The sequence below is a fragment of the Marinomonas vaga genome, from assembly GCF_055388305.1.
Window position 1 is genome coordinate 946,796 of sequence record NZ_AP043903.1, and the last position, 22,435, is coordinate 969,230.

General features: G+C 49.9%; 24 protein-coding genes. 11 read left to right on the forward strand and 13 right to left on the reverse strand.

Annotation, left to right across the window (positions count from 1 at the left end):
* Nucleotides 1-6: 6 nt before the first annotated feature.
* The 3 genes from ACZ5DR_RS04430 to ACZ5DR_RS04440 all read left to right on the forward strand — a co-directional run bounded on the left by ACZ5DR_RS04430 (nt 7) and on the right by ACZ5DR_RS04440 (nt 2,951).
* Nucleotides 7-1,248 (forward strand): pyridoxal-phosphate-dependent aminotransferase family protein, encoded by a 1,242-nt coding sequence (locus ACZ5DR_RS04430; protein WP_377366336.1) that lies wholly within the window; start codon nt 7-9, stop codon nt 1,246-1,248.
* On the forward strand, nt 1,245-2,471 hold the full coding sequence (locus tag ACZ5DR_RS04435; RefSeq protein WP_377366335.1) for an allantoate amidohydrolase: 1,227 nt from the start codon (nt 1,245-1,247) through the stop codon (nt 2,469-2,471). Before ACZ5DR_RS04430 ends, ACZ5DR_RS04435 begins: the two co-directional genes overlap by 4 nt.
* 114 nt (nt 2,472-2,585) lie before the next feature.
* A complete protein-coding gene (locus ACZ5DR_RS04440; protein ID WP_377366334.1) occupies nt 2,586-2,951 on the forward strand; it encodes a cupin domain-containing protein in 366 nt (121 codons plus the stop codon).
* Nucleotides 2,952-3,008: 57 nt separating this feature from the next.
* Here ACZ5DR_RS04440 and ACZ5DR_RS04445 read toward each other — a convergent pair whose 3' ends face one another.
* On the reverse strand, nt 3,009-3,293 hold the full coding sequence (locus tag ACZ5DR_RS04445; RefSeq protein WP_377366333.1) for an addiction module antidote protein: 285 nt from the start codon (nt 3,291-3,293) through the stop codon (nt 3,009-3,011).
* 125 nt (nt 3,294-3,418) lie between these two features.
* Nucleotides 3,419-3,595, reverse strand: a complete 177-nt coding sequence (locus ACZ5DR_RS04450) for a type II toxin-antitoxin system RelE/ParE family toxin (protein WP_377366332.1) — start codon at nt 3,593-3,595, stop codon at nt 3,419-3,421.
* Between the two features lie 213 nt (nt 3,596-3,808).
* Here ACZ5DR_RS04450 and ACZ5DR_RS04455 point away from each other — a divergent pair, with 213 nt between their 5' ends.
* Genes ACZ5DR_RS04455 through ACZ5DR_RS04470 form a run of 4 tightly spaced genes read left to right on the forward strand, consistent with a single transcriptional unit; the run spans nt 3,809 to nt 5,945 of the window.
* The gene (locus tag ACZ5DR_RS04455) at nt 3,809-4,150 is read left to right on the forward strand and encodes an antibiotic biosynthesis monooxygenase family protein (protein WP_377366331.1); all 342 of its coding nucleotides are present in this window, start codon (nt 3,809-3,811) and stop codon (nt 4,148-4,150) included.
* A 26-nt stretch (nt 4,151-4,176) separates the two neighbouring features.
* Complete coding sequence (locus tag ACZ5DR_RS04460) at nt 4,177-4,425, forward strand: DUF1272 domain-containing protein (protein WP_377366330.1); 249 nt, start codon at nt 4,177-4,179, stop codon at nt 4,423-4,425.
* A 17-nt stretch (nt 4,426-4,442) separates the two neighbouring features.
* A complete protein-coding gene (locus ACZ5DR_RS04465; RefSeq protein WP_377366329.1) occupies nt 4,443-4,865 on the forward strand; it encodes a GNAT family N-acetyltransferase in 423 nt (140 codons plus the stop codon).
* Between the two features lie 45 nt (nt 4,866-4,910).
* Entirely contained in the window at nt 4,911-5,945 is a 1,035-nt protein-coding gene (locus tag ACZ5DR_RS04470; protein WP_377366328.1) for an NAD(P)H-dependent flavin oxidoreductase, read from the forward strand.
* Between the two features lie 67 nt (nt 5,946-6,012).
* Here the strand turns inward: ACZ5DR_RS04470 and ACZ5DR_RS04475 are convergent, their stop codons facing one another.
* From ACZ5DR_RS04475 to ACZ5DR_RS04495, 5 genes are all read right to left on the reverse strand, one after another.
* Nucleotides 6,013-6,165, reverse strand: a complete 153-nt coding sequence (locus ACZ5DR_RS04475) for a hypothetical protein (protein WP_377366327.1) — start codon at nt 6,163-6,165, stop codon at nt 6,013-6,015.
* Nucleotides 6,166-6,180: 15 nt separating this feature from the next.
* Nucleotides 6,181-7,035 (reverse strand): ABC transporter permease, encoded by an 855-nt coding sequence (locus tag ACZ5DR_RS04480; RefSeq protein WP_377366326.1) that lies wholly within the window; start codon nt 7,033-7,035, stop codon nt 6,181-6,183.
* A gap of 3 nt (nt 7,036-7,038) precedes the next feature.
* A complete protein-coding gene (locus ACZ5DR_RS04485) occupies nt 7,039-8,595 on the reverse strand; it encodes an ABC transporter permease (RefSeq protein ID WP_377366325.1) in 1,557 nt (518 codons plus the stop codon).
* A gap of 77 nt (nt 8,596-8,672) precedes the next feature.
* Nucleotides 8,673-9,767, reverse strand: coding sequence for an extracellular solute-binding protein (locus ACZ5DR_RS04490; RefSeq protein WP_377366324.1), 1,095 nt, complete (start codon nt 9,765-9,767; stop codon nt 8,673-8,675).
* 91 nt (nt 9,768-9,858) lie between these two features.
* The gene (locus ACZ5DR_RS04495) at nt 9,859-10,959 is read right to left on the reverse strand and encodes an ABC transporter ATP-binding protein (protein ID WP_377366323.1); all 1,101 of its coding nucleotides are present in this window, start codon (nt 10,957-10,959) and stop codon (nt 9,859-9,861) included.
* Nucleotides 10,960-11,422: 463 nt separating this feature from the next.
* On the opposite strand from ACZ5DR_RS04495, the gene ACZ5DR_RS04500 reads away from it, so the two are divergent.
* Both ACZ5DR_RS04500 and ACZ5DR_RS04505 read left to right on the forward strand, forming a co-directional pair.
* Complete coding sequence (locus ACZ5DR_RS04500) at nt 11,423-12,463, forward strand: ParB/Srx family N-terminal domain-containing protein (protein ID WP_377366322.1); 1,041 nt, start codon at nt 11,423-11,425, stop codon at nt 12,461-12,463.
* 66 nt (nt 12,464-12,529) lie between these two features.
* Complete coding sequence (locus tag ACZ5DR_RS04505) at nt 12,530-13,114, forward strand: HD domain-containing protein (RefSeq protein ID WP_377366321.1); 585 nt, start codon at nt 12,530-12,532, stop codon at nt 13,112-13,114.
* A 14-nt stretch (nt 13,115-13,128) separates the two neighbouring features.
* Here the strand turns inward: ACZ5DR_RS04505 and ACZ5DR_RS04510 are convergent, their stop codons facing one another.
* Complete coding sequence (locus tag ACZ5DR_RS04510; protein WP_377366320.1) at nt 13,129-14,316, reverse strand: MFS transporter; 1,188 nt, start codon at nt 14,314-14,316, stop codon at nt 13,129-13,131.
* Between the two features lie 140 nt (nt 14,317-14,456).
* Here ACZ5DR_RS04510 and ACZ5DR_RS04515 point away from each other — a divergent pair, with 140 nt between their 5' ends.
* Nucleotides 14,457-15,317: a LysR substrate-binding domain-containing protein gene (locus ACZ5DR_RS04515; protein ID WP_377366319.1), complete on the forward strand. Its 861-nt coding sequence runs from the start codon at nt 14,457-14,459 to the stop codon at nt 15,315-15,317.
* Nucleotides 15,318-15,571: 254 nt separating this feature from the next.
* Nucleotides 15,572-16,708, forward strand: coding sequence for a (R)-mandelonitrile lyase (locus ACZ5DR_RS04520; RefSeq protein ID WP_377366318.1), 1,137 nt, complete (start codon nt 15,572-15,574; stop codon nt 16,706-16,708).
* Nucleotides 16,709-16,758: 50 nt separating this feature from the next.
* Here the strand turns inward: ACZ5DR_RS04520 and ACZ5DR_RS04525 are convergent, their stop codons facing one another.
* From ACZ5DR_RS04525 to ACZ5DR_RS04545, 5 genes are all read right to left on the reverse strand, one after another.
* Entirely contained in the window at nt 16,759-17,826 is a 1,068-nt protein-coding gene (locus ACZ5DR_RS04525) for a methyl-accepting chemotaxis protein (protein WP_377366317.1), read from the reverse strand.
* Nucleotides 17,827-17,965: 139 nt separating this feature from the next.
* A complete protein-coding gene (locus ACZ5DR_RS04530) occupies nt 17,966-19,357 on the reverse strand; it encodes an APC family permease (RefSeq protein WP_377366316.1) in 1,392 nt (463 codons plus the stop codon).
* Nucleotides 19,358-19,429: 72 nt separating this feature from the next.
* A complete protein-coding gene (locus ACZ5DR_RS04535; RefSeq protein WP_377366315.1) occupies nt 19,430-20,722 on the reverse strand; it encodes an NAD(P)/FAD-dependent oxidoreductase in 1,293 nt (430 codons plus the stop codon).
* Nucleotides 20,723-20,748: 26 nt separating this feature from the next.
* Nucleotides 20,749-21,171, reverse strand: a complete 423-nt coding sequence (locus ACZ5DR_RS04540; RefSeq protein WP_377366314.1) for a RidA family protein — start codon at nt 21,169-21,171, stop codon at nt 20,749-20,751.
* A 75-nt stretch (nt 21,172-21,246) separates the two neighbouring features.
* A complete protein-coding gene (locus tag ACZ5DR_RS04545; RefSeq protein WP_377366313.1) occupies nt 21,247-22,386 on the reverse strand; it encodes a tyramine oxidase subunit B in 1,140 nt (379 codons plus the stop codon).
* Nucleotides 22,387-22,435 lie beyond the last annotated feature (49 nt).

Below are 22,435 nucleotides of genomic sequence, written 5' to 3' on the forward strand. Positions count from 1 at the left end.
CCCCTGATGCAGCCATTGTCTTTACCCCCAAGATTGCTAATGGGTCCCGGCCCAATTAACTGCTACCCACGCGTATTGCAGGCCATGTCCACTCAGTTGGTGGGTCAATATGACCCAGCCATGACGGGTTACATGAACGAAACCATGGCGCTTTACCGTCAGGTATTCAAAACTCAAAACCAACAGACCTTCTTGATCGATGGCACTTCCCGTGCAGGCATCGAAGCTGCCTTGGTATCGGTTTTAGAGCCAGGAGATAAGGTACTGGTGCCTGTCTTCGGTCGCTTCGGCCATCTACTGACCGAGATCGCAGAGCGTGCCGATGCGGAAGTACACACCATTGAAGTGCCTTGGGGCGAAGTGTTTGATCCGCAACAGATCGAAGACGCGATTAAGCGTGTCCAGCCAAAAGTGCTGGCCATTGTGCAAGGGGATACGTCAACCACCATGTTGCAGCCTCTGGAAGAACTAGGCGCCATTTGCCGCGCCCACGATGTGTTGTTTTACACGGATGCCACAGCGTCCATCGGTGGCAACCCATTTGAAACCGATGCGTGGCAAGTGGATGCTGTGACCGTTGGTCTACAAAAATGTCTGGGTGGCCCATCTGGCAGCGCCCCTATCTCCATGAGTGATCGTTTTGTTGAGGCGGTACGCAAACGCCAACACGTGGAAGCCGGGATTCGTGACAGCCATCACCAAGACGCAAAAGGCCAGCGTATCCGCTCAAACTACTTTGACTTGGCTATGATCATGGATTACTGGGGCGACGAACGTCTTAACCACCATACTGAAGCGGCTACCATGCTATTTGGCTCTCGGGAATGTGCCGTGGGCCTGCTAACGGAAGGTCAAGACGCAGTATTACAACGCCACGTGAATGCTGGCACAGCCATGCTTAAAGGCATTCAAGCCATGGGATTGAAGCCATTTGGTGACCTAAAACACAAGATGACTAACGTGGTGGGGGTTTACATCCCTGACATGGTGGATGGCGAGCAAATTCGTCATGACCTGCTAAACATCTTTAACATCGAAATCGGCACCAGCTTCGGCCCATTAAAAGGCAAAATCTGGCGCATCGGCACCATGGGCTACAATGCTCGCCAAGATGCCGTATTGCATACCCTGCAATCTCTAGAAACCGTGTTACGCCGCGCTGGCTTCTCACTCCCCGCTGGCGCAGGGGTAGACGCTGCGTTGGCTGTATATGCTGACGCCGCGGCCAATGGCAAGGGCAGTCTATGAAGGATTTCCAGCAACTTGCTCAGCAGGTGATGGATCGCTTGGAGACCCTAGGCAAAATTAGCCAATCCAGCGAACACCTTGACCGTCGCTACCTGACACCAGAACACCAGCAGGCCAATGCCTTAGTGGGAGACTGGATGAAAGAGGCGGGCATGAGCACTTGGCAAGACCAGGCAGGCAACCTCTGGGGACGCTGGGAAGCCAGCACCCCCGACGCCCCGCGCTTTATCATGGGCAGTCATTTAGACACCGTCCCTAACGGTGGCAAATACGACGGCATGTTAGGTGTGGTGGCTCCGGTGACCTTGATTGCGGCCCTGCAAGCCGCCAAGGTTCGTTTGCCATTTCACTTGGATGTGGTGGGTTTTGGTGACGAAGAAGGCACTCGCTTTCGCTCGACCCTGTTAGGCAGCCGCGCCCTCACAGGCCAATGGCCAAGCAGCTGGGCTGACCTAGAAGACGAAAATGGCATCAGCCTTGCCCAAGCCCTACAAGACTTTGGACTGTCCTTTGACGCCATCCCCGAAGCCGCTATCCCTACGGATAATCTGGCGGGCTACCTAGAGCTTCATATTGAGCAAGGTCCGGTACTGGAAGACTTAGATCTACCAGTAGGCGTGGTCAGCGCCATAGCTGGGGCCAAGCGTTTTGAATTTTCCGTCACTGGTATGGCAGGACACGCGGGCACTGTGCCTATGCCACTGCGTTTAGACGCACTTGCTGCCACCAGTGAAATGATCTTGGCGGTAGAGTCCTGTGCGATCAAACACGGGGTGGTTGCCACCGTTGGTCAAATCAATAACCGTCCAAATGGGGTCAATGTGATCTCTGGGGCCACCACTTTTTCGTTAGACATTCGCAGCGAATTTGATGACCGTCGAGACGTGGCATTGACCGATATTTTGGCTCAATTTGCTGACATTGCCGAGCGTCGTAAGGTGACGTTAAAACGCGAACCTACCCATGCTGCCAATGCCGTCCATTGCGACCAAGGGATGCAAGCCAGCTTACGCCAAGCCATTGAAGCCCAAGGCATCACGTCTCATACGCTGTTTTCTGGAGCGGGACATGACGCCATGGCCATCGCGGACATTTGCCCCGTAGCCATGCTGTTTATGCGCTGTGACAAAGGTATTAGCCATCATCCAGCGGAAGCGATTGAGACCTCAGACGTGGCCGTCACCTTAGCTGTGCTAAGCCACACGTTACAGAACTTGAAGTAGCGAATTTAAAACCAGCTGAAAAGGGGTCAGATCCCTTTAAAGAGAGCAGTGCGAAGGCGATACCATAAGACGCTTAAGGGATCTGCCCCCTTAAATAACTTACAGGAATTTACCATGCAATTTACACGCATTTATAACGACGATCAGGGCAAAAGCCACTTTGGCGAGGTGACTATTCCCGTACGTGATGGTGGCCCCATTGGCATGCTGTCTGAACGCTTCGCCGCAGGGGATATGATTTTCCGAGAAACCCCTGGGGACTACGATTTTAAATGGCACCCCGCGCCACAGCGGCAAGTATTGTTCATTTTAAAAGGCCACTGTGAATTCACCGTTTCCTCTGGTGAGACCCGTCAGTTCGCGGGCGGTGACGTGCTGTTGCTAGAAGATACGGAAGGAGAAGGCCACTGCTCCAAGGCGCTGAATAACGAAATCCGCCATTCGATCTTTGTTACTTTGCCAGAAGGCACTGTGCTGTAAGCGCCATTGTTTCGACTTGTCCCTGCTCACCCTGAAGCTGGCGGGGATAAGGTCATGTTAACCAACAATTTTTAGCTCTAATCCGAGCGCTTTTAACACTTTCAAAATCGTGTCGAATTGGGGTCGCGAACCTGAGCGCAATGCCTTATATAAGCTTTCTCGTCCAAGACCGCTTTCCTTCGCAATCTGGGTCATACCTCTCGCTTTGGCAATATGACCAATTGCCGCAATTAATTCTTCGGTATCGCCTTCGTCTAACACCATCGATAAGTATGCTGCGATATCCGCGTCATCACGCAGTTGCTCAGCCATATCAAAGTTTTTCAATACTGGACTGCTCATAATCGCACCTCCTTTAAATTGTTCGCAATTTGCTTAGCTCTTGTTATATCTCGACTCTGGGAAGACTTATCACCACCTGCAAGCATGATGATCAAGGTGTCGCCTTGCTGAACGTAATACATACGTCAACCTGGACCAAAATGCTCTCGCATCTCAAATACGCCTGCACCGACAGTCTTCACATCTCCCAACGCTCCACGAGACGCTTTCTCCAAACGTCGAGCAAGTCGTAATCGGGCCACATTGTCTTTTAAGCCACTGAGCCAAACATCAAATTCTTCCGTGAGTTTAATGCTATACATGGTCAACATCCGTATCCAAGTGAATACAGGCTAGCTGATAAAATAGTCTTTTACAACTTAACATGAACTAGAAGCTATTCATTTGCGCAAGAGATCACCACTCTAAGCATAAGAATGTCTGTGTGGTACACTCTAGGTGACTTGGAAGTGTCCACTGAACCAGTAGTGATTCAGTTGCTTCGATCATAGAGCTTGGTACAAGGAAGCTTAAGCATGTCCAATTTAACCGACTCAAAATCATCTCTCTTTGCCAACACCCCAAAGCCTCCTTATTACGCAGTCATTTTCACGTCCCTGCGCACCCAAGGGGATGATGGTTACGGAGAAATGGCTGTTAAGATGGTTGAGCTCGCCGCACAGCAGTCAGGCTTTTTAGGCGTCGAATCCGCCCGCGAAGAAGTAGGCATTACGGTATCCTATTGGTCGGATCTCGAATCCATTAAGCAATGGAAAGCCAATACGGAACACCTAAAGGCCCAACGCACTGGCCGCGAACGTTGGTATGACAGCTATCAGGTACGCATTGCAAAAGTAGAACGCGACTACGGGTTCTAGCCCAAATTATCTAAAAGGAGTCCACCATGTTAGAGCTTCGCCCAAATTGCGAATGTTGTGATAAAGATCTTCCACCAGACTCTAACGAGGCATTTATTTGTACCTTTGAGTGTACTTTTTGCGCCACTTGCAAAAGCGATGTACTTAAAGATATCTGCCCAAATTGTGGTGGCAACTTGGTTCCTCGCCCGATTCGTCCTGCAGATAAGCTAGTGAACAATCCCGCTTCCACCCAGAGAGTCGTGAAAGCAGGCGGTTGTGCAAAACATCATTAACCCATAGAGGTGACTCCATGACGCTTTTGATCCGTGCTGCCGAGCCAAGTGATACGATAGGCATCCATAGGGTGTCTCAGTATTTGGGCTATGGTGATCAATCCCTTGCGGACACCCAACAGGCTTTAGAGGAGCTGCTAGATTCCCCCAATGATATGGTGTTTGTTGCCCTAAAAGACGGTGAGTTAGTGGGTTGGATTCACGCTTTTTGGGCGCAACGGTTGGCCTCAGCGTCGTTTTATGAAATTGGCGGTTTAGTGGTGGCTCCCAACGTTCGCCGCCAAGGGATTGCCAATGCGTTGGTGCAGGAAGTTCTTACCCAAGTGGATGGTACAGTCAGAGTTCGCTGTAATGAACTTAGGACAGACGCACACCAGTTTTACCAGGCGCTGGGATTCATCACCAATAAGAGCCAGCGTATCTTTGAGAAATCCTGCTAGCCCATTAAAAATGACGCAGCGAAACAATAAGAAGAGGGATTTTAAGTGTCTATTCAAACCTTATTGGGTATTGAACTACCCATCATTCAAGCACCCATGGCAGGGGTTCAAGACCATAAACTGGCCGTAGCGGTTTCCAACGCTGGCGGTTTAGGATCGCTGCCCTGCGCTATGTTAAACGCCGAAAGCTTAGCGGCCGAGTTAACCGCCTTGACCAGCAAGACTGACAAGCCTTACAACGTAAATTTCTTCTGCCATACGCCTCCTACGCCTGATCCGGAGATTGAAGCTCGCTGGCGTACTACCTTAGCCCCTTACTACCAAGAGCTTGGTGTTGACCCAAATGACGCACCAACCGGAGCAAGTCGAGCACCTTTCAGCGACGCTATGGCGGATGTTTTAGAGCCATTTAAACCGCCCATTGTCAGCTTTCACTTTGGCTTACCCTCCCCAGCGCTGATGCAACGCATCCGTAGCTGGGGCAGTAAAATTCTTTCCAGTGCCACCACGGTTGAAGAGGCCCTTTGGCTCGAAGAGCGAGGCGTAGATGCCATTATTGCTCAGGGCATCGAAGCGGGCGGCCATCGTGGATTCTTCCTGTCAAAAGACCTCACCACACAAGTAGGCACATTTGCCTTAGTGCCACAGATCGCCAGAGCCGTTTCTGTTCCAGTGATCGCGGCCGGTGGGATTGCCGATGCTCAGGGTGTCGCCGCAGCACTGGCCTTGGGAGCCTCCGGTGCTCAAATCGGCACAGGGTATTTACTGTGTGACGAAGCCAACACAACAGACATTCACCGGGCCGCTTTACAATCAGAGCAGGCAAAATATACGGCATTAACCAATATCTTCAGTGGTGGTGCGGCACGGGGAATTATTAATAGAGTCATGGACGAGCTTGGGCCAATCAGCCAAGACGCGCCCCCCTTTCCATTGTCCACCCCTGCGCTTGCCCCACTTCGTAAGCAAGCTGAGAGCCTAGGCTCAGGTGACTTTTCGCCATTGTGGGCCGGACAGAATGTCAGTGGTTGCCGCCCTGTTTCTGCCGCAGAGCTCACACGTTCACTCTTCCCGGGCTAAGGTCGCTGCAGACGATACCAGTGATGCTGACCTTTGCGATTATGGAAGCGGAGCCGAGCTTTTTGCGTTATTGATTGTCACCCGCGGCGTCTAGGTGAGGAGTTAAGCGATCTAGAGCCTGCTCAAGCACCTGAAATGGCCGTTGTCTGTGTGGCAGGTGCAAAGCGCTTTGGCTAATTAACCAAAAAAGGGCCGCAAACTGCGGCCCTTTTTTATTCATAGGTGCGTTCCTAGACTAGCCCGGCGACATGCCTCGGATGCGCTCCGAACGACGGCGAAGTATTTCGACCAAAGCCAGTAGCAAGATAGACAAGAGCACCATGATGGATGCCACCGCCAAAATAGTCGGACTGATTTGCTCACGCAGTCCTGTAAACATCTGCCATGGTAAGGTCTTTTGACTCGCGGAGCCGACAAACAGCACCACAACCACCTCATCAAATGAGGTAATGAAGGCAAATAAGCCCCCGGAAATGATCCCCGGCAATATCAATGGCATTTGAATACGGAAAAAGGTGGTAACAGGGTTCGCCCCCAAATTAGCCGCAGCCCGTGTTAAAGAGCGATCAAATCCCACCAAGGTGGCTGTGACGGTAATGATCACAAACGGAATACCCAACACCGCATGGGCAAGCACAACCCCCCAATAGGTACCTTGTAATCCGATACGGCTATAAAAGAAGTACATACCCGCAGCAGAGATAACCAATGGCACAATCATCGGCGAAATCAGAATCGCCATGATGGCTCGCTTAAACGGCACATGGGATTGGCTTAAGCCAATGGCCGCCAAAGTACCAAGCCCTACAGACAGCAAGGTTGCCACCGGTGCAATGCGTACCGAGTTATACAGCGCTCCAGTCCAGTCGGAGTTAGTAAAGAAGTCCTCATAGTGCTTCAAAGAATACCCCGCCGGGTCCAAAGCAATCATTTCCTTAGTGAAAGTAAAGAAGTCCTCGGCGTTAAACGACAGCGGAATAATCACCACAATCGGCGCAATCAAAAAGAAGAATACCAGCCCACAAATCACTCGAAAGGCATAGAACCAAAACTTTTGTAGCGGCGTGGCGTAGTTCGGTAAATGGATCATAAGCTACCCCAGTTTCATGTTATCAATGCCGACAAATCTGTCGTATAGCCAATAGAGAATCAGCACCACCGCGAGCAAGATTGCCCCCAAGGCGGATGCCAAGCCCCAGTTCAAGGAGCTGGAGATGTGGTAAGCGATTCGGTTCGAAATGAACACGCCTTGAGTACCACCTACGATTTCTGGCGTGATGTAGTAACCAATAGACATGATAAACACCAAGATCGAACCCGCACCGATACCCGGAATAGACTGAGGGAAATACACCCGTCTAAAGGCAGTCCAGTCATTGGCTCCCAGAGATTTTGCCGCACGCACATAGCTCGGCGGTATGGTTTGCATCACGGAGTACAAGGGTAAAATCATGAAAGGCAGCAAGATATGGGTCATGGCAATGATGGTACCCAGCTGGTTATTGATCATGATTAACCGCCCTGCTTCATCAATTAGACCACTCCACACTAGGATGTCGTTGATAACCCCCTGTTGCTGCAACAGCACCTTCCAAGCGGAAGTACGTACCAGCAAGGATGTCCAAAACGGCAACAACACAAGTATTAACAATAAGTTAGCAGATCTACGGGAGATGTTTGCCAATAGGAATGCCACCGGGTAGCCCAAGAGGATGGTACAACCCATGATAAACAAGGACATGTAAATAGTGCGTGCAAACAAGGTACCGTAGATACGTTCGTTCTCCGGCTTAAGCTCCGCACCGTCTGTGGTTTGTTCCATGTCCACGGCATTTAAGAAGTAACCCGAAGTGTACTCCCCAGAATAAAGTTTGATCGTCGCCCAATACTGAGGGTCAGCCCAATCCTCATCCGCATCGATGAACTGCTCTTTGAGGCTCACGCTTTCAAAGCTGCCCACGGCATTCATCCCATTGCGAATGTCTGCATTACGCACGGAGGCACCGCGCTCAGACAGTTTCATCAGATCGCGATACAAGGAGGTGTAAACGAAATCTTCTGGGGTTTCCTGATTAGGGTCGTCTTCTTCGCTGATGATAAATTCACGCCAGCCTGCATAGCTGGAAGCGGTTTCTGGCAGCAATTGCTGCACCCGCTCATTGTCCATAAAGCTCGCCCAGAACGTGGGAGATGCCCATTGTGGGTTCAAGGCTTCAAATTGGTCGGTATAGACATCCGTATCGAAGCGCTGGACACGGCGGCCCGTCTTACGAAAAAGGGATGAAATGCCCGTTTGTTGGTAGTTTAGGCGGGAGCCTAAACGAGTGTGAGTTTTATACTCTGATGCCAAATATAAGTCGGTGTAAAAGGCTGCAAAAACATCTTCGCCGGGGGCTTCGCCACTGTCCTCAGACCAGTTTTCGAGCTGCACAACCGTGCGCGGCAAGGTGTTTGAGACGATGTCATTTTCCACGGACCTAAACAGCATGTCGTAGATCGGGAAAATAAAGGTAATCAGTACAAAGATCAGCAGCGGAGCAATGAGCATCAAGGCTCTTAATTTCTGCATCCGCAATGCGCGATTAAGGCTGCTCTTTAACGGGGTGCCATCTGCTGCGAGCAGTGGCTGATTTGAAACTTTTTCACTCATAGGCCATCAGTCGTATCAGGGTGAGACTCACTCTCCTCATTAGGAGAGTGAGTGAGGATTCGCCTTAGTGCGAACGATTAGCGTGCCAACCAAGCTTGGAACTTCGCATCGATGTCATCACGATAGTCCGCCCAAAACTCATAGTTGTACAAGAAGGTGTTGGTGGCGTTTTTAGGATCTGTAGGCATGTGTGGTGCCATGTCGATACCTAGCTCCGCATGCTTACCCACCAATGGCGCAGAGGATTCACGCGCAGGACCGTAGGAAATGTATTTCGCTTGATCCGCTAGACGCTGAGAATCCGTCGCAAAGTAAACGTAGTCCAATGCAGCTTCTAGGCGATCTTCTGGAAGACCGGCTGGGATAATCCAACCATCAAGGTCAAATACCTGTGCGTCCCATAGCATGGCCACTGGCTGCTCTTTCTCTACGATCAAAGAGAACAGACGACCGTTGTAAGTAGAACCCATAACCACTTCACCGTCGGCCAGTAACTGTGGCGTATCCGCACCAGCAGACCACCAGATCACATCGTCTTTGATGGTGTCTAGTTTCGCTAGGGCACGCTCTTGACCTTCTGGGGTTTCAAGTACGTCATAGACCTCATCTTTGGCAACGCCATCACACATTAACGCCCACTCCATGTTGTTGATTGGACGTTTTTCGAGAGCACGTTTACCTGGGTATTTCACTGTGTCGAACACATCACACACACTGGTTGGAGGTGTATCGCCTACCATGTCTGTACGGTAACCAAAGGTCGTAGAATATACGATTTGAGGAATGAAACATTCAGAGACAATCAAGTCGCCAAAGTCGTCTTCAGGGGAGGAACCATCAACCCCTGGCGCTAGCATTTCGTCATGGTCGATTTCCATGGCCAAGCCTTCATCACACAGACGCATGGCGTCGGATGCGACCACGTCAACTACGTCCCAAGTAACATTACCCGCTTCGTTCATGGCACGTAATTTGGCCACCGCTTCGTTGGAGCTTTCGTCGTTGATGATGTTCACGTCTGGGTTCATTGCCATGTAAGGCTCGCTGTAGGCCTTCAGCTGTGAATTGGAATATGCGCCACCCCATGACACGACCGTCAAATCCTTGGCCGCTACGGTTAATGATACTGAGGCACTAACGCCCGTTAGGAGCAGTTTCGTTGCTATCTTCATTACTTATCTCTCCGTAGTTCACCCCGAGTTCAGTGCAGTGTTTCCTCGACGGGGACGACGGAAACACCTCATTCAAATTGTGTGTGGCTGACTAGCCAGCCGTATCCATATCCAGTGCTCGACAATCTTCCGGTGCCCAGCCAATTTGAGCCGTTTGACCCACTTGTAGAGGGCTGTTGCCCGGAGCATTAGGCACCTTCACGATAAACTCATCATCGCCGTGGACAGACATGCGACAACGCACATGGTCGCCGAGATAGATTTGTTCCAGTACCGTGGCTGTCACAGTGTTTGATTGCGCTTTGTCACCGATTAGGACACGTTCTGGACGAATAGAAAGGGTGGTTTCACCGCCAACTTCTGGGCAGTTCACCGCCAGAGCTTGGCATACCTCGCCGGACGCAAGACGCACGCTAGCGTAATCACCGTCAGTCGCTTCAACCTTACCCACTAGGCGGTTGTTTTCACCGATAAACTGAGCCACAAAGGCATTGTCGGGTTTATCGTAAAGCTCTTCAGGTGGTGCTAACTGCTTAATCACGCCGTCGTTAAACACCGCCACACGGTCCGACATAGTCAGAGCTTCCGATTGGTCGTGGGTAACGTACACAACGGAGATGCCTAAGCGTTCGTGCAAGCGTTTGATCTCCAGCTGCATGTGTTCACGAAGCTGCTTATCCAAGGCGCCAAGGGGTTCGTCCATTAACACCAGCTCTGGCTCAAACACCAAGGCACGGGCCAAGGCGATACGCTGCTGCTGGCCACCGGATAACTGCACTGGGCGACGATTAGCAAACTTACTCATCTGCACCATGTCCAGCGCGCGGCGAACTTTCTCTTGTTGTTCGGATTTACCGATGTTGCGAACCTGTAGGGGAAACGCCAAGTTTTCTGCCACGGTCATGTGTGGGAACAAAGCGTAGTTTTGAAACACCATTCCGATACCACGCTTATGGGGCGGAATGTTGTTGATCGGACGGCCATCGAGCAAGATGTCCCCATGGGTAGCAGTTTCGAATCCTGCCAACATCATTAGACAGGTAGTTTTACCAGAGCCCGAGGGGCCCAACATGGTGACAAATTCGCCTTTGGCAATCGAAAGATTTAAGTTTTTAACAACAAGCGTTACGCCGTCATAGCTTTTCTGAACTTGGTCAAAAACAACAAAACCTGAGTCATTATTGGAATCCAAAACTTTCCCTCTTCTCGCCAAAATTGTAAGCAATATTAATTAGAGTTCTAATTTCCATATTAAGATCGATCATTTAAATGAAAGTTTCAAGTAATGATTTAACAAGATCTTTACTGCATGAACCATGCCTAATAGATTATTTTATATACAAAAAATCGCTCTGAGGCGCGCCACAACTGATTTGAAGTCTATCCATATAACTCTTAAAACAGCTTTAAAACTCGTCAAATATTTAACCGAATGTGCAATTTTGGTTAGCAACAAAATCCCATGCACCTACCTGATGCAATGCAACTAAAACCATCGACCAAACAAAATTATCAAGCAAAAAATAGAGAAAAAGCCAACTCACCATGCACAAATAACAAATATCGCTCACACAACAAGCACGAAACATAATATCGCTGTCATACTCTCTCACTAATGTGGTGTTCAGACGCTTTATTAATCCAGAGGACGCCCTATGTTGTTTAAAACGCTTATCACCAGTGCCACCTATGTGGCCTGCGTAACCGCCTTACCAAGTTATGCCTTAGACCTGAAGCAAGGCGACATTGTGGAAGTGACACTTAATCAACTTCACCCTACTCAACCTTCAGTTGGTTACGATCAGATCATGTATAAACTGGGCCGCTATCAATTTGATCGGGAGAAAATGTATGACGAGATCTGTGAAGCCAATGGGCAAAAAGGCGTTTCATCCATTCAAAACAACGCACACCCTAATATCGCCAACACATTTCAATGTGATGACCCAGTCGGCACCCATAAGAAAGACATGAAAACCATCGTCATAGCACCCGATGGGGACTATTACTTAACCGATGGCCACCATACGTTTAATGCTTTCTATCAAATGTCCGATGGCGGCGCGGATTTTCGTATAAACGTGGTTATAGACAAGGACTACCGAAACCTTAACTCCATGGAAACCTTCTGGAAAATGATAAAAAAAGACGGCAACGTCTGGCTTTTAGATGAAACAGGTAATTCCATCAGTGGGCAAAACTTACCTCAATCTTTAGGTATTACCCAGTTCACCAATGATCCGTACCGCTCACTGATGTATTTTTCCCGTGACGTTGGCTGGGACAAGCCGAAAGACCCCATCCCTTTCCTAGAATTTTACTGGGCAAAAGAACTACGAAATCAGATTGATATCAGCGCATTCGATTTGAACTCTATGACTGGCTACGAAGAGGCCATTCGCGCTAACAGTAACGCCATTTTAGGGATAAAAAGCTCAAACATAGGTGATTCACAGCGTTCGGCAAAAGCCATGGGGCAATTTAGCGGATTCAATCAAAAGGGCTTAGACAAGCTCCTTAAAAAAAATGGCAAGGTAGATTACATGCTGCGCTATAAAACCAGCGCTTCCGGCCAAGGTTTAAGCTATGACCTGACAGTGAAAACTGCTCCCACACTGAAGATGATCGACACTACTACCCTTGCCGTCAACAGAAGCTTCAATCATCACCCTGCGATCACTAAAGAGGGCAAATAACTTGGCGAATGCTGATCACTGGGTTAGTGTCACGACTCTTTCGCTTCACCTAGGTACTGCATTGACATGTCTTCTTCTCTTGCTCTATCACAACAAATCCAGTTTCTAAAAGAGATCGATCAACTCAAGTCCGTGGTCCGTAAATCCCCCTTGATCGACCAATCCCGCAAGGAAAACTCCGCCGAGCATTCTTGGCATTTGGCCATGTATGCCTTGATCCTAAAAGACACAGCAGACGAGCCAATCAATGTGGAGCGCGTCATTAAAATGCTGCTGATTCATGACATCGTTGAGATTGATGCAGGGGACCACCCAATCCACGAAACCAGTGACAATTCCGTGCAAGAAGCCACCGAACAGGCGGCTGCGGATCGAATCTTTGGTTTGCTCCCGACCGAGCAAGGGATAGAACTTAAGTCCCTTTGGTATGAGTTTGAAGCCGCTGAAAGTGCCGACGCACGTTTTGCTAAATCCTTAGATCGCTTACAACCCTTGGTACACAATATCGAAACCCAAGGGGGTACATGGGTGGAAGGAAAGGTGAGCAAGGAGCAGGTGACATCCCGCTACGGTAGTGTGATTAGTAAAGGTTCAAAAGCGCTATGGCAAGTAGCCTCCAAATGGGTTGAAAGCCACTTTTCCAATAGATAAGAAGGTGTGAGACATCACACCTTCTTTGGCCCCCATACAAGTTGAAAAGCTGACAAATAAATGTAACCCGCGATCACAACTAAGCCTAAGGCAATCAAGGCAATAACGACATACATCAACTCAAGGGAGCCCGTAGTACTTTGCACCGCCCCTGCCATCAAGTTGCCCAAGGCACCACCCAGACCAAAAGTAACCATTCCGATACCATTGATCTGCATGGTCGCCTTGGAGCTGTAAGTTTTACTCAGCCAACCAGCAATGATGCCCCAAATAGGGAAGTACATGAGTCCGTAACCAAAGCCTGCCAGCATCACAAAGCGCCCAGGATTGTAGAGGAAAGCGAATACACTTAAGGCAAACGCCACAAAAATCAGCATCAAAGCAATACCATGACCGTATCTATCCGATAACTTGCCAGCAGCAAAGCCAGCGACCATACCCGTCACGCCAATCACACCCCAAGCATAACCTCCCAGTGCCGTCGGTAAAGACAGCTCAGCTAAGTAGGTATTTAACCAAGTAGAGAAGGTCATGGCCGCCATGCCCACCAAAAACAACATCAAGCAGGACAAGAACGCAGTCCGCTCACGGAGAACTGTTTTAAATAACTGCCCAGTTCCCATGGCAAAAGTAACATCCACGTCTTGGGTGTCATTTTCTATTCGTAATCGTTTAATCAGCCGATAAGTAGCAACCCAAACGAAAGCCCCCACCAATGCAGCCACCATCCAGCCACTGCGCCAGCCTAACACTGGTACTACAAGCAGAATCACCAGACCATTAATGCCATAGCCCCATGCCGAACCACTGGAGACGATGGATAAATTGGTTGCAGTGCGGTCCGCTCTGCCATGGCGCGTAACCAACTCCACAATACCTCCCCAACTGATAGCCGCACTGGCAGCCATCACCGCTAAAACCCCAAGCATGATCAAAGGGTCGCTCAACCATGCCATGACCCCTAGCAAGACAGTCGTAATGGCCCCTGTCGTCAACATGAGACGACCTGATTCCACCCGCGGCCCGATGACACCCAATAACATCGCCCCTGCTAAATAAGAGATCTGCGTTAAAGCGCCAGCGATGGCTAAATACCAGCTCTCAATCTGAATATTGGCCTGCATTAACGGCATCAAGGCCGCAAACAAAAACAAACCAAAGCCGTGGCTAATTACCTGATTAAATCCAAATGTGATGGCCATGCCCATAAAACACCTCTCGGCACTCAAAGCAGTATTAGGGGCCTCTCGAAAGAGGGAATCTGCGCATCATAAAGTCTTGCGTAAATTCAGAAAATCGATAAATATTCAAAACTACGTTCAACTTTATTGAAGACTGACCGATGCACGATTTGCCGATCTCATTACTGCGTACTTTTATGGTGGTCGCCGACACCCTGAACCTCACCGAGGCTGGGCGTCAGCTTCACAAAGCCCCCTCCACGGTAAGCATGCAGCTGAACCGTTTAGAGGATTTGGTCGCTAATCCATTAATGGAACGGGGACAATATGGCGTACGTTTAACGGCCGCAGGCAACCAACTCAAAGGCCACGCCCAACAGTTGCTGAATCTCCATGACCAAATCGTGGGGACCTTTCAGAACATGGACATCAACGGCGTAGTGCGTATTGGTACCCACGACCAATACGCCAGCGGCATCCTTGCCCCCATCTTGCAGGAATTCATCTTGAGCTACCCAGAAGCGGAGCTAGAGGCCTTTTGCGACTATCGCCCAGATCAACTTATAGATCGCCTCGATCGAGGAAAGCTCGACTTGGCCTTGGTGGAAATGACCGCAGACTCCCAAGGTGGCACCCGTCTTCGACGAGACCAACTTATTTGGGTCAGCGCCAAAGATCATTTCGTACACACCCAAGAAGTCTTACCTTTGATTGTCTTTGAGGAGGGTTGTTTACAACGTAAATTGGCGTGTGCGGCATTAGAAGCAAAAGGCATCCCCTATCGAATCGCCTTTACCAGCCAATCTCGCACGGGTGTGCTGGCGGCCGTTAGAGCCGGTATTGGGGTCGCCATACTGCCAGATAATACCCTCGATCAGGGGGAAGATTTGGTGGTCCATTGGGACTTGCCCAAGCTTCCAGAAATGGAAGTGACCCTGTTCAGTGCCAGCAAAACCAACGAGGCAACCAAACGTTTGGAAGGCATTATTCTAGACAGTCCGATTTTCCAATCCGGCGTTTAACTTAGTGACTCGACAAGTCAGGTCAAATGATGTGCTCGGGAAGTGGATATCAACCACTGCTGAGAAGACCGACCTTGCCCCCATTTAGAATAAGGACAAACTCAGCACGGATTACCCAAATCAGTTCCTCTTTTGCTAGAGAATCAGGCAAGCCTTCTGGACAATCTCGATAATCTTCCCTCCCGCCCAATGCTGTAATAAAGCCTCAGCTTTTTAATCTTAACTGATCACGTTATGGGTAATTGGAGGTTTTTATGTCTAAAGAAGTACGCATTAGCACTGCCGCGTTGCTAGCCGTTGCAGGCCTGTCTGGCGAAGCAATAGCAACGGAAAAGCAGCAAGTTCTATATGGATCTAGTAGCCAACCATCCTTTGTTGGTCCAGATGATAAGTTTACTGGGGACGTTAGTGTGCAAATGGCCTTTCCGGGTCAAGATGATGTTCCTTACTCTGGCGCATACGTGACCTTTGAACCCGGCGCTCGCACTGCTTGGCACGATCACCCTGCTGGTCAACACATGATTGTGACCAAAGGCACAGCCATTACCGCAACACGTGATGGACAAGTCATTGAGTTCCACGAAGGGGAAGCCGTTTGGTGTCCTGAAGACGTTGATCACTGGCATGGGGCTACGCCAAACTCCAGCATGACACACTTCGTCGTCACGGCAAGCAAAGGCGATGAGAACGTTCGCTGGAAAGAAAAAGTAACGGACGAGCAATATCACGCAGCGCTTGCCGCCACACAACATCATCATAGCCATGCCCATTACGATGCGATTTCAGAGCGTTATCAACACCTTACGCTTGTGGCAGCTTTTGCAGCTTCTGACGACTTAGGCTCTCTAAAAGTCGCCATTAACCAAGCCTTAGATCACGGAACAACGATCAACGAACTGAAAGAGGCGCTTGTACACTTGTATCCATATGGTGGTTTTCCAAAATCGCTTAATGCACTAGGTACACTGATGAGCGTTGTAGACACTCGTAAAGCCGAAGGCAAAACGGATGCAGTAGGTGATGAGCCTAACGAACTGCCTGAAGACTCGTTAACACTCGGCACAGAGGTGCAAACGGAATTGGTAGGACAGCCCGTTGCAGGGCCGTTATTTGACTTTGCTCCGGTGGCAAACACCTTCTTGCAGAAACACCTTTTTGGTGACGTTTTCGCACGCGGCATTTTAAACAACCAAGATCGCGAAATGCTTACCGTTGCCATTTTAGCCTCTATGTCTGGCACAGACCCTCAGCTACGCAGCCATATCAACATGGCGATGAATACAGGTATTACCCAGCAAGAGCTGTCCGTCTTAGCGGATTACCTTGGCCACACAACCACCCGCACCGTCGGTCAGCGCATCGCTGATGCGATTGAGGCAACAAGCAAATAATTAAGAACTACCCCTTGATTAGCAAGCGCCCCTCAGGCGCTTGCCATTTTTTATAGATGCTTAAAAAGGTATGCCTGCACCGCTTCTAACTGGCCATGAAGAGCTCGAATGTGATGTTGTACTGCGGCTTCTAATCCCACCAAATCTGCTGGAGCACTTATAGCCCAATGACTTTCTCTTAGCTCATCGAGCTGCTCTAAGTGACCTAAAATCTTCTGAAAAGCATCCTGCTGTCGAAAATCAAATTCATTGTCTGTCCCTTGAAGATACCACTGACCAAATTCTGTATCGCGCACGGAGCGCTCAAACCGCTGACCATTTTGTGCCGCCAAAAGCACATCCATTTTCCATTGCTGCAACTCTAATAACACGGTTGCTGTATGGGCAAACGCCATGGAACGGTAACCCGCATCCATCAGACCTGTCGTGCTAGCAACAGTGCGCTCAAAGGACTGGTCAAGCTGATAACAGGCATCGTTTACCGACACGGTTTGCTGGTGCAACGCATTAATTTGCTCGCTTACGCCTCGGGTACGCTCATCAATTTGCGCCACCAACACAGAAATCTGTTCACTGGACTCTCGCGCCTTGTTGGCTAGGGTACGCACCTCATCCGCCACCACCGCGAACCCCCGGCCGTATTCCCCTGCTCGAGCCGCTTCAATGGCTGCATTTAAGGCCAGTAAATTGGTTTGTTCAGAGATACTCTGGATGATATCAGTGAAGTTTTTAATATCTCCTGCCGTCTGCTGTAAGACATTTACATCACTGAGACTGGTTTGAGTTTGCGCCGCGATTTGTCGAATGGCTCCAGACAATCGCTCAATCTCTTGTTGGTTTTTTAAAATGTCCTGATTCGTCCCTTCTGACGCACTCATTGGTTCAAACAAGTGATCTGACACCTGTGAAATCACCGCTAACACTGGGGCTAAGCCAGCGGCCTGAGCGGACAAAAGGTGATCGTCATCATTCGCAGGTTGCAAGCGACTCTCTATTGTCTGCTGCGCTTCAGCCAAGGCACTGGTTAAACTCAGCTTGTCACGTTCTAACTGTTCGACTTGCGCTTCTCGAGCGGCCAGTTGAGCCTCCAGCTGCAGTCTTTTCTGCTTACCAAACATATGACGCCCTCTCTCAAGAATCAAAAAATACCCGAGGGTTTCGATCTAAAACCACTCGGGTAGTTACCCTATCTCCCTTCAGTTTAGGGAGGCAAAACCAAGAAAGATTGGGCGCAAACACACTGCCAAAGCAGCTAATTTACTCACTGTCTGGCTCAAACAAGCCACGCTTCATAAAGACTTTTACCCACACTGCAGCAATCACACTGATTACCAGCAACATTCCCCCAGCAATGCTGTACACCAGCTGCGTCATTTCCGGTGCAGGAGAGTTGTTTAGCGCCACATACAGCATGGCAGCGATGCCTAGAATCTGTGGCAATGGGTAAAACGGAGAACGGTAAGGACGCTTGTGGTTCGGCATGCGCTGACGCAGCACGATGACATTAATGTGGGCAATGATGTAAGCCAGCAAATAACTCGTTGTGGCCGCGATCACAAGAACAATCAAGGAATCGATGTCGAGCAATAGAAATGGCAAGGCAGACAAAACAGCCATCATCACCACACCGACCCAAGGTACATTATGGCGATTTAATTGCTTCAATTGTGGGAACGCCTGCTTATTTTCCGCCATGCCATGCAACATACGAGGCAGCGCCGCAAAAATCGTGTTCACTGTACTGCACGTTGCCGTCAGCGCCATAATCGTTGCGATGGTTAATCCTGCTGGGCCAAAAACAGCACTGGCGTAATCCAAGTAAGGGATTGGAGATCCCAACAAGGTATCAGTGTCCAAGAACAAGGTGGCACCGTAAGCAAACGCCGCGAAGATGGCGAAAATGGCAAACAGAGACAAACGCATGGCACGGGGAATGCTCTTAACGGGATCTTTCACTTCATTGATCATCGGGCAAATGTACTCTGCGCCAACGAACAACCACATAGCCAATGCAATCAAGCCAATGAAACTGCCATCCATCACACCGCCAAAGCTCCAATCCACCGGAGTGCCGGTCAAAGCAGGCGCTTCAGAACCACTGCTAAAGGCCACCAGCCCCGTCACGATCAAGGCCGACACCATGACAAACGCCAAGATATTCTGCACCTTAGCAAAGACATCTGCACCAATAAGGTTGGTCACCGCAAGAATCACAATGATCGCCAAAGGCACTAGTTTTTCAGGGAACATGCCCGGTAACAGCTCACCGATCATGGCATCCACCAAGAACAGCTCCACTGGCAATGCCAGCATGGCCACCACCACATACCCCGCAAACACCGCTACGATCGCAGGAAAGTGACCAATGGCTTTTTGTGTATAAGTCGCCAAGGTGCCCTCTTGAGGGAACATCAAAGACAGTTCAGCGAAGCTCATGGCATTAAACTGGGCAATAATGAGGGCAGCAATCATCGCAAAGATAAATGCCATGCCTCCGATACCAATCCCCTGTAGAGCAGAGATCATGGCACCCTGAACGATGACCATGCCTATGCACACAGCCATCATGGTAATTAATCCTATCTTCTTCATTTTTGACGCACTGGAGCTGCCAGCAGCTAAGCTCTCTGTGGTTGTGATATCGCTCATTCTTTAGTTCCTCTTGTGATTTACACAATATTTTTATGCCCTGACGGGTGAACACTTACGGCTCAGAACACCTTAAAATCGGCTAAACCGATAAGGTGTTGGATCGACTAATGGCGACTCTCCTGTTACGAGATCTGCGGCTAACTGCCCCGCAGCAGGGCCAGTTCCGAAACCATGGCCAGAAAAGCCTGTGGCAATCGTCAACCCTGGAATCGTCTCAATCCGATCAATCACCGGTGATGAATCCGGTGTGACATCAATTAAGCCTGCCCACGACTCTTCTATCTCGGCGTTTTCAAAGGCAGGCCATGCATTGATTAGGTTGTTCAGAGCATCACGATTAAGGCCATGATTGACCTTAGGATCGCGCACTCGCACCGTCTCAAACGGCGTAATATCTTTATTGTGCCAACGGCGAGGCAGGGCTAGATCGTCAAAGAAATCCTTACCAAGGCTGACTTTTAAGAAGTCTCCAGCAGTACGCAGCTGGTCTCGGTATTTCCAGCCGATCTTGAGATGATCCAACAGAATTGGCGCGTCCAACTTACCTCGCTGAGTGATAATGAAGCCGCCGTTTTCGTGTTTTCGGAAGGAGAAGTCAGGTCCCCCAACGGCAATATTGGTAGGACCTTCCATCGCCTTGGTGCGCAGCACAGAACAAATCAACGGCAAGGTTGGCAAAGACACACCATGATTACCCAAAAAGCGACGGGACCAAGCCCCACCCGTGAGTAATACCTGATCACAGCGGATTTCACCTTTTTCCGTCATCACACCACTCACTCGGCCTGCGGATTGAATCAGCCCTCGCACCGCGCATTGCTGCACAATGACAGCCCCCTTTGCTATGGCCGCTTGCGCCATGGCAGCAGTCGCTTTGGCGGGCTCAGCTCGGCCATCTGACGGGGTATAAATGCCCCCTTGCCACTGTCCCTTGCCCCCTGGGACAAGTTGATCAACCTCTTGGGCTGACAACAGTTTTGAATCCAAATCCAGATCCGACACCGACTTTAGCCAACCCTCGTGCATGGCCATTTGTTCCTCGGTTCGCCCCAAGAACATGATGCCGGCTTGCTGATAACCCACCTCTGCACCCACGCGCTCAGCCATACCATGCCAAAGGCGATCCGCGGCCTGCGCCAAGGGCACATCGGCGCCATGGCGACTGGTTTTTCGAATCCAGCCTAAGTTGCGGGACGACTGTTCTCCTGCAATGTGCCCCTTCTCTAGCAGCACCACAGGGATATTACGTTCAGCAAGGGTCAATGCCGCGCTGACGCCCACAATGCCCCCACCAATGATGACGACCGAGGTCGACTCAGGCAGGGCATTTTCGGTAGCAAAGGTGGTCAGAGTTTTCGTCATGTGTCGGGTCTCGGGGGCTGAATGAATTATTGATTTAGAACGATCTTTTTAACATTAGCCTTGCCAGCACCACGGTATGCAGTGACTTCTAGCTCAACCTTGTAAACCGTGGAACCTAACGGTGGGCAGGTCACAGTAGTCGCAGGATCAACACCACGGAACTTTTCTCCGATAAAGGCCATCACTGCGTTCGTGTCTTCTGGGTTTTGGATAAACACGCGGGACATCACTACATCATTTAATGACGCATCGACGCTCTCTAGCGCTCGCTCAATGTTGGCAAACACCTGCTCGGTTTGTTCCAACACATCCTCGGGAATGATCTGAGTTTCTGGATTACGGCCAGCGGTATTCGAAACAAACACCCAATCTTCCACTGCCACGACTCGGGAGTAGCTCGCGATTTCTTCGAATTTAGAACCTGTTTTTACTTTTACGATTTGTGTCATAACGCACCTAACTAAATAACTTAACGACCCCAGCCCAACGAAACGGACATGGGCCAAACAAACAGATAAATGGGATTAACGCAGTGCGGGGGTGTCCCAAAGGTTCAGAGGTACACCTATGCCTTTTTCAATGGCGTTGCGGTAAATCTTGGTAGCCCAAGCAACGTCTTCCACTGGCATGCCACCCACTGACAAAATGATGATTTCGTCTTCGCTTTGACGACCAGCGCTGTCACCGGCAACGATCTTGCCTAGGTCTTCAAGGTCATCTAGGGTGATCTGACCTTCTTCGATCATGTCCATAAAGCGCACACCCGGTAGCGGAATGTGATGGTGAGCAGGCTTAGGCACTTCTTCATACCAAGCTTGGTAAAGTCCTGTGTTATCCAGCACCTTACGTACATCATCGCGCTCCATATCTGCATCCAATTGGCAGTAGCCCGGCATAGACAGGAAGGCACCCGGCTTCACCCACTCGCGCTTAACCAATGGGTACTTGGATGGATCCCCGGTTTCACCAGAGTTGCAGTAGGTCACAATGTCCGAATCACGAACCACTTCTTCTAACGTATCGACCACTTGAATGGAGGTGATTTGTGGGTAGTTCACGCTGACCCAAGTGATGAAATCATCAAGGCTCTTTTGCCCGCGACCTTTCACCTTGATCGTATCGATCTGGGGGCAAACGGCCACAAATGCCGCGACGGAAGTGCGCCCCATAACACCTGGCCCCAACAGACCAATCACTTTAGAGTCTTTACGTGCTAGATGGCGTGCCCCCACACCTGGTACAGCGCCAGTACGGTAAGCTGATAACAAGTTGGCGGACATGTAAGCCAAAGGTGCACCAGTCTCGATGTCATTCAGAATCATCATCAAGATCGAACGAGGCAGGCCTTTCTCGCGGTTGGCAATGTTAGAGCCGTACCACTTCACACCACAGGTTTGAAAATCGCCACCAAGGTAAGCTGGCATCGCCATCAAACGACGGTCAGCTGTGGGCTTTGGCATCATTGGAAACGGGGATTCTTCTGGGAAGGTAATCATGGCGCCATGGGAATCACTGTTAGGACCCGCCATGCGATAATCACCGTGATAGAGCAAGGCAAACATCTCTTCCATGGCATCGACACACCCAGGCATGTCCGTTACCCCAGCTTTGATCATGTCTGGCTCAGACAGGTAAATAAAATCAATCTTTGTGCTCTCAGACATCGTTTCACCTTCAAAAAAATTCGTGTTGGTTGTTACTGTCTTTTCGATG